We start from the raw sequence: 7352 nt of genomic DNA on the forward strand, positions 1-7352 counted from the left end.
CCCCTTACGAGCACCGAACGTTATATGAAATGCGAAAGCATTGCGTATATACGGGCGGTATGCTCGCCCTATAAAATATTTAACTATTTTTTAGAATTATAGCGTAAAAAGTTGGGGTTGTAAATAGGTGGGATGTTTGGCAGAAGTGTTATTTGACAATGTTGATAAGCAAATAAAGAGTAATAAGTAAAAGTAATATAAAAACAATTATTTTTTTATAAATAGCCTCTAAAATATTTTCAATAAAATCTATATCTAGCATTAAACATGTACAGAAAAATATTAAAGCAATAAAACCATGTATATCTATCATACTAATAACGCCATCTTTTCTAACTGGATTTAAATATAGTATTAAGACGCCAAAAAACGTTATGAGTAGTAAAAAAGATAGCACTTTATTCATATATAAATACACCTTGTGCTGCAACTAAATAAGTTGCAGCACAATAAATTAATATGGTAATTCGTCAATTATACCATAAAGTAAAAGGCCCATTTGACTTTTCCATCTAACATTGACAGCGTCTACACACGGTCTAAAATTGCGATTTTGTAGTAATTTATTAATAATTGCCTCCATTATTTTTCCTACGGCATAGTATTTAACTATCTCGAGAGCCACCAGCTGTCTTACTACAGATTTTCCAGTCAACTGATATTTTCCGGTTATATTATACATGTCATCTAGAATATCAACTATATTGCCAAATTGAGAAGCTAGAACGCTTGCTAGCCAATTTTTTGCCAATTCTGAACACTTAAAAACTTCATGTATCAAAAAATCGCTCGCTTTTGCCACTGCTGGAGTAATTTGATCTGGCGTAACTGTTCCTATGGTGCCCCTAAAAATATAATTAAGATTATCTGCACTTATTTGTTTTTCTCTATTTGTAAGATTATAGTAATCCTTTATTTTATCTATTTCTGGTTTTCCCATTTTTTTATCCTTTTTTTATTTTTTATGATTTGTTTGGTTTATAGTGTTGGTATTGCTATGCCCAACGCTAAATAAAGCGCTGCAACCCGCGAGGATCACTGAAAGCGCGACTAAAAATGCTATAATTGTTTTTTTCACTTAACAACTCCTTTTGCTCGCTTCGCTTAGAAATCTTTTGCTTTCGCAAAAACGCGTTGCTGATTTTGTTTGTAATTCGGACAAAGGGGGCTTTATTCACTCAAACAATTTTTGCGTAATTCGAAATTTAAGGGCATAATACGCCCTAGCCTGAAATCTCTTATTTAAAAAACATTGATAAATATCACGTTTTAAAAATGCCTGTAAAATGTTACTGTTTTGTTGATTTTTTGCTCTTTGCCCGCCGGTGGCGGCTTATGAGCTGCTTGAATGTATTAAGTAGCCTTAAATCCGAATTACAGGGAGAATTATAGCAGAGGACGGCTTAAAAATTCATATAAATCTGCTTAGATTTTCTTGAATTTTAGTATAGTAAAAAATGATAACTCTTATTATTTATAATAATGCTAGTATTTAATATATATTAATATTTAATCCTATTGCCTTGCTCTTCCCACTCCTTAGCTATTTTTTTAATTTGAGCCAGGCTATCTTGAGCGGTTTGCCACTGATCTAGGTCGAGCTGATTTTTCTTTTCGCTCTCGGCCGTAAAGATCAGAGCGTTGCAAATTCCGTCTATTAGGCGTGCGATAAAGTCCTTTTTGCCCATAGTCGCAAAAATTACGTCTTTTCCACTATAAGCCGTATAATAAGGCCTATTTTTTGATGCTCAAATAGTAAAAAATCCGAAAAAGGACCCGACCGCAGACACGGTGGAAATTCAAAACCCACTTAAAAAGAAGCCTTCCATGCAAGATCCAGACTTTGATCGATAGCTAAATACTAATGAAAATGTTTGTTTTCAATAGTAAAAGAGAAGAAAGCCCTGTTTTAGGGGCTTTTGAAAGGGGTATTTTTTAGTTTAAGGTTTGTGAGTAACAAGACCCGACAAAGCTTAAAGTGCGAAGTGTCGTATTTTAGGGGGTTTGGAGTTTAAGGTTGCAGTGCCAATCTAATCTCTCTTGCTATTTCAAATGCGAGATTCACTGGCACTGCATTGCCAATCATTTTATAGGTACCATTTAAGTTACTATAATAAACACTTATTGCAGCGGTCGTAGACCCCTATTTTTTAGTATTATATTTATCTACTCTTATGAAAGCCCAGTTCATATATTCTTGTTTTTGCTCAAAGCGGTTGCTGTTAAAGTACTTATTGAGATTATAAACTTCCGGCTCCGTAAGCTCTCTCGAAAGTCCCCATTGGATTTTTTTAACAAGATCGTCAATAGTTTCAGGCGTTCCATCACTGCATGAAGTTTGTATATACTCTAGCTTTGGAAGATATCCCATTTGGAATAAAATATTTATTAAATATATAAAGTCTGGCCTTTTTTCAATGTTGCTCCCGAGAGCATTTAAAACGTCTTCATTAATGAAACTACCGACTTTAAAAGTAATATAAAGAGCCTTTTTAGTCTTGGAAAGCAGTTTTTCTAGAGCCAATTTTAAGTCATCTACGTCAAGGCAACGAGATGCAAACGTAATATCGCACTCAGGTACGTCGCTAAAGTCGTCTTCGAATGCTTTTTGCGCGAATTCAATATTTTTACAATTAAAATCCCGAGAGTTTTGTTCTGCGAATTCTAGCATTTTCGACGAAAAATCATAACCGTAAATTTTATCTACCTTATTTGCTGCGGCTATGCTTAATGCTCCGGCACCGCATGCGAAATCAAGAAGCGTTCTTACGCCATCAAAATCGACTCTTGAGATAAAGTCTTTAACATAGTCGCTCTTAAGTACGCTCTCGCTAAAGCTTGCTGCCTTAACGTCCCATTTGGCTACTGATTTCCTAATAAAAGAGCTATTTGTTCTTTGCTCCTTATAAAGCTTATTGAAATCCAGCCTATCGTAATTAGAAGGTAATATCATAATTTGTCCTCATATTTTTGATAATCTATTCCGTAAATCTTATCTATATTTGATGGATTTATCAATTCATCGCACTTTCCAAAATCTAGTATCTTGCCGTCTTTTAAAAACAATACTAGATTTGAAACAAATTTAGCGTGACGAGGGTAATGAGTGGTTTGTACGAAAGTATACCCCTCGTCTTTTAGCGTCTTTATCATTTCAAGTAGTTTGATTTGATTGCCGAAGTCAAGCCCGGTCGTAGGTTCGTCCATAAAAATAACTTTGGCGCCTTGTACTAAGGTTCTAGCGATATATGCCAGCTGCCTTTGTCCGCCGCTTATTCTAGTATAAAGTTCATCTTTTAGCTCTAAAATACCCATTCTTTCCAATGCATACTCGGCAAGTTTTTTATCGGCAAGGCTAAAGTTAGAAAATAAAGACGTTCTGCACAATGCGCCCATTAATACTATGTCAAATACGCTATATTCATATGACGGGGCATGCGTTTGAGGAACGTAGGCTATAAGCCTTGCAAGTTCTTTTTTTTCGTAATTCCTTACGCTTTTACCGCATATATTTACCGTACCCTCGAATTTTAAAAACCCGAGCATAATACGCAGGAGGGTGCTTTTACCGCTACCGTTTGCGCCCAGAATACTAAGCGTATCGCCTTTTTTGATACTAAAACTTATACCGTTTAGTATATTCTTATCTTTGTACCCGAATTTTAGGTTTCTGATTTCTATCATTAAAAACTCTTTTTAGCTCTACGAAGCACTAAAATAAATATAGGTATTCCAAACAGTGAAGTTACTATACCTATCGGGACTTCAAAAGTAAACATAAGTCTCGAAAAGTTATCGCAAAAGAGTAAAAATATAGCACCTATTATAGCTGAACTAGACAATACGGTGCGATTATCCGCTCCGAATATAAAACGAGCCATATGTGGAACTATAAGGCCTATCCAACCGATAATACCGGCTATCGTTACGCTTAGGGCACTGATAAAGGTAGCAACTAAAATAACGAAAATTTTAACCCTAGTAACATTTATGCCCAGACTTTTAGCCTCTTCTTCTCCCAGACTCAGCGCATTTAAATATTTGCCGCTAAAGGCCAACAATAGTATTCCTACAAACATCGGCAAAATCGAAATTTGAATAAAATTCTTCGAAGCAAACCCTAGGCTACCCATTAAAAAATAAGTAATAGCCGGCAATGAGTCATTTGGATCGGCTGCGTATTTTAATGCTGATAGTAAAGACGTAAAAAGAGAGCCGCTAATAACGCCACCAAGAACCAATACTATAATACTGCCGGAGCGTGAATAAAAGGCCGATATACTTAAGGCCGTTAGTACCGCTATAAAACCAAACGCAAAGGTACTAAGCTGAATGAGATATTCGTTTAATCCTAAAAACATTCCTATGGCGGCGCCGAATCCGGCACCGCTTAAAACCCCAAGTATTGATGGACTTACTAGAGGATTTACAAACATGGCTTGATATGCTGAGCCAGAAATAGCCAAACTAGCGCCTATTATAATGCAGGCCATTATTCTAGGAAGGCGAATTTCCGTTATCAAAGTATGCATAACTTGATAATTTTTTAAGTCTTCGCCTTTTATAACGGCTTTAAAATATGTTAGATAATCTTCCGCATTAAAGCCGTATTTTCCTATTAGTACAGAAAGCAACATAAACCCTAGCAATAAGATACTTAAAAACGTAAAGGCTTTTTTACTCACCTATAAGCTCTTTTACTTGGTTGTCGCTTACGTCAACCTCTAGGAATAATTTATAAAAGTCCTTAACTTCCTTATTCATATTGAATTTAAATACATCAGGATGAGTTAAATTTATAAGCCATTTAAGCCCTATGAATCTCATAAATGAAGGCGGACGATCAAACCAAGAAAACGGTTCGCGAGGTAAGTAATAAGCTCTTTTATTTTTTACGGCTTTTAGTATTTGCCATTTAGGATCGTCATAGATTTTATCATAAAAGCTCTTCTCGAAAATTAATATAATATCAGGATCGTATTCGGCTATTTGTTCAAAGCTAATTTTGATGTGCCCATAAGCCGTAGCATCCGGGTTTCCGCTGCATTTATGCACATTTTCGGCACCGCTTAGCTCTATAAGCCTAGTGTGCCATGAGCCCTCGCATTCGGTAGCTAGTCCGTCGGGATCTTCGGCATAGTATATTTTGGGCTTAACAACCGAGTTTTTTACTATATATTCATTAAGCTCTTTTGAAATATCCATGGTTTTTTTAGAATACTCTATTAGCTTTTTTACTCTATCTTGCTTATCTAAAATTTTACCCAAAACTTCAAGAGAGTCGATATAGTCTTCTAATTCATAGCCTTTTAAGTATAGCATAGGTTTTTTTATGCCACCCAGGGTTTCTTTGAATTTCTTTTGAGTATTTTTAGAATCAGAATTTACCAGTATCAAATCAGGATCTAGCTTTAAAAGCATTTCCATATTTGGAATTTTGCCTTGCCCGAAAAATCCTCCTACTACCGGCTGGTTAATCATGCTCTCTTTTAGGTACGGCTTTTCTCTTTTGCCGAAACTAGAATTTATACCGCTGACTTTCTCGGGAGCAACGGCATATAGCAAAAATAGTAACGGCGGATTACTGGCGTAAACTTTATTTGGGACTCCATTTAAAGTCTGAATATCTACGCTATTTTTTGATATAAATTCATCAATCTGTTCGTTTGTCATAGCAAACGAAATATTTAGAGAAATAAATAATAAGCACAAAATATGTTTTAACATAACATTATCCTTTTTTTATAAATTTATAGAAATAAACTCTTGTCGGGCATCTTACCGCCCAAAAGCTTTGGATTAAACTCAAAAATAGTTTCAAAAAATGACATTATCTCATCTTGCATATCGCGAGCTTTTGTTACCGTCAAATTTGCCCTATCAAATGCATTAACCAGTGCCGGCTCTGGAACCGGTAGATATTCGGCTCCTATTTTGGCAGCGCTTTGCTTGTTGTCTTTGATCCAAGATAGAGCGTTAGTTAAGTCGCTATGAAGCGTATCAAATAGAGGCAAATTTGCTTTATAAAAATCTACGTCGACTATAATGCCTGCCATCGGAATGTACGGCTTGGTATTAAAGCTTTCTCCCCATACCTTAGGGATATCTACTCCATAATGTACTGCTATCCCCATTTTCTTCCCGCGTAGTATGGTTGCTGCCGGAAGAGGTTGAGGGACGATTAAAATATCATAATCTCTTTGTAGAAATAGCCCTGCAGCTTCCGGCGGCGTCTGCGTATACGTAATGTCTATTTTGGAAATATCTATTCCTCGTTTTTTACAAAGCGCTCGTAGAACCAAATCAGGCATATCACCCTTAAAAGGAATTATTAATTTTTTGCCGATAAAATCTTCAAAAGTTTTTATATTCTCATCTTTTACCATGGCTTGTATCGTACCAAGGCTAAGCAAATTTAGCATGGCTAAATTTAAGCCGTGATTTCGCATGTTTGCTCCCACGTTTGATGGCGCCATAGTGATTTTTATTTCCCCATTAGCTACGCCTGCTCGGAGTTGATCCGTACTATTCCAAATACGTAACCTCACGTCATGAGTCTTTGCTAGCTCGCCTTGCATGCTTGCCACAGCCATTATCACGCTAGGGATTGCCGGCGCGCCCCACATCGTAAAATTTTCCTTTGCAAAAAGGCTCGGCGCAAAAGCTGTAGCGCCAATTGCCGCGCCAAATCCTAAAAATCCTCGTCTATTCATATTATCTCCTTGTTATATAATAGATAGTTTTTTATTAAAAATTCGCGTGAAAGCTAACAAACACCGCCCTCCCCGGCGCACGCACCACTGGATCAGGATCTAGCGCACCTACATGCTCGCCGCTGATAAACTCGGCGTAATCTTTGTCAAAGATATTTGTGACTCCAAGCCTCACGCCCCAGCTGTTTTTAAACTCAAATCCGCCGTAAACGTCCATCGTCGTAAAGCTTTTGGCCGCTTCGCGCTTGTCGATACCAAAGCCGGTGGATTTATCGAAATCTCCTCTATTTTGCTTTGCTACGTAGCGCACCGCGGTGCCGATGTTGTAGCTGCCAAAGCTCGCGTAGTCTTTGTAATCAAATGCCAAATTTGCCTCAAACGGGCGGATCTGATAGAGCGGTCTGCCGTCGGTTTTGTTTTGTCCATAGTTGTAAAATAGCAATGTTTTTAACCCGAAATTTCGCGCGAAATTATACTCGCCGCGCAAATTTACGCTGTAAATTCTAGCATCGACGTTGCGCGTGATAACGGCGTTTTTATTTATCGGCAAGGCCGCGACAGAGTGGCGACGATCGTAGATAATCAGATCCTGCGCGTCGTCTGCGATAAAGTGCCCGCCCACGCTAAAGCTATCCTCGC

The 7352-nt window shown here is 37.3% G+C and carries 10 protein-coding genes; all 10 read right to left on the bottom strand.

Features of this window, described 5'->3' with window-relative positions; all coding sequences use genetic code 11:
- Positions 1–148: 148 nt before the first annotated feature.
- Complete coding sequence (locus tag RYL88_RS10080; protein WP_314991017.1) at positions 149–406, bottom strand: hypothetical protein; 258 nt, start codon at positions 404–406, stop codon at positions 149–151.
- Positions 407–454: 48 nt separating this feature from the next.
- The gene (locus RYL88_RS10085) at positions 455–940 is read right to left on the bottom strand and encodes a hypothetical protein (protein ID WP_169778812.1); all 486 of its coding nucleotides are present in this window, start codon (positions 938–940) and stop codon (positions 455–457) included.
- A gap of 562 nt (positions 941–1502) precedes the next feature.
- Positions 1503–1688, bottom strand: a complete 186-nt coding sequence (locus RYL88_RS10090; protein ID WP_314991022.1) for a hypothetical protein — start codon at positions 1686–1688, stop codon at positions 1503–1505.
- A gap of 323 nt (positions 1689–2011) precedes the next feature.
- A complete protein-coding gene (locus tag RYL88_RS12715) occupies positions 2012–2125 on the bottom strand; it encodes a DNA cytosine methyltransferase (protein WP_338120550.1) in 114 nt (37 codons plus the stop codon).
- A gap of 18 nt (positions 2126–2143) precedes the next feature.
- Entirely contained in the window at positions 2144–2953 is an 810-nt protein-coding gene (locus RYL88_RS10095; protein WP_314991023.1) for a class I SAM-dependent methyltransferase, read from the bottom strand.
- A complete protein-coding gene (locus RYL88_RS10100) occupies positions 2950–3684 on the bottom strand; it encodes an ABC transporter ATP-binding protein (RefSeq protein WP_103593415.1) in 735 nt (244 codons plus the stop codon). Before RYL88_RS10100 ends, RYL88_RS10095 begins: the two co-directional genes overlap by 4 nt.
- On the bottom strand, positions 3684–4685 hold the full coding sequence (locus tag RYL88_RS10105) for an iron ABC transporter permease (protein ID WP_314991024.1): 1002 nt from the start codon (positions 4683–4685) through the stop codon (positions 3684–3686). Before RYL88_RS10105 ends, RYL88_RS10100 begins: the two co-directional genes overlap by 1 nt.
- Positions 4678–5727 (bottom strand): ABC transporter substrate-binding protein, encoded by a 1050-nt coding sequence (locus RYL88_RS10110; RefSeq protein WP_122874728.1) that lies wholly within the window; start codon positions 5725–5727, stop codon positions 4678–4680. The genes RYL88_RS10105 and RYL88_RS10110 overlap by 8 nt, the downstream gene beginning before the upstream one ends.
- Before the next feature lie 23 nt (positions 5728–5750).
- Complete coding sequence (locus RYL88_RS10115; RefSeq protein WP_314991026.1) at positions 5751–6713, bottom strand: ABC transporter substrate-binding protein; 963 nt, start codon at positions 6711–6713, stop codon at positions 5751–5753.
- 34 nt (positions 6714–6747) lie between these two features.
- Positions 6748–7352 (bottom strand): TonB-dependent receptor (locus tag RYL88_RS10120; protein WP_314991028.1); only part of this gene is annotated, 605 nt, incomplete at its 5' end.

Origin of the sequence: uncultured Campylobacter sp. (assembly GCF_963517995.1) — a bacterium.
Taxonomy (GTDB): domain Bacteria; phylum Campylobacterota; class Campylobacteria; order Campylobacterales; family Campylobacteraceae; genus Campylobacter_A.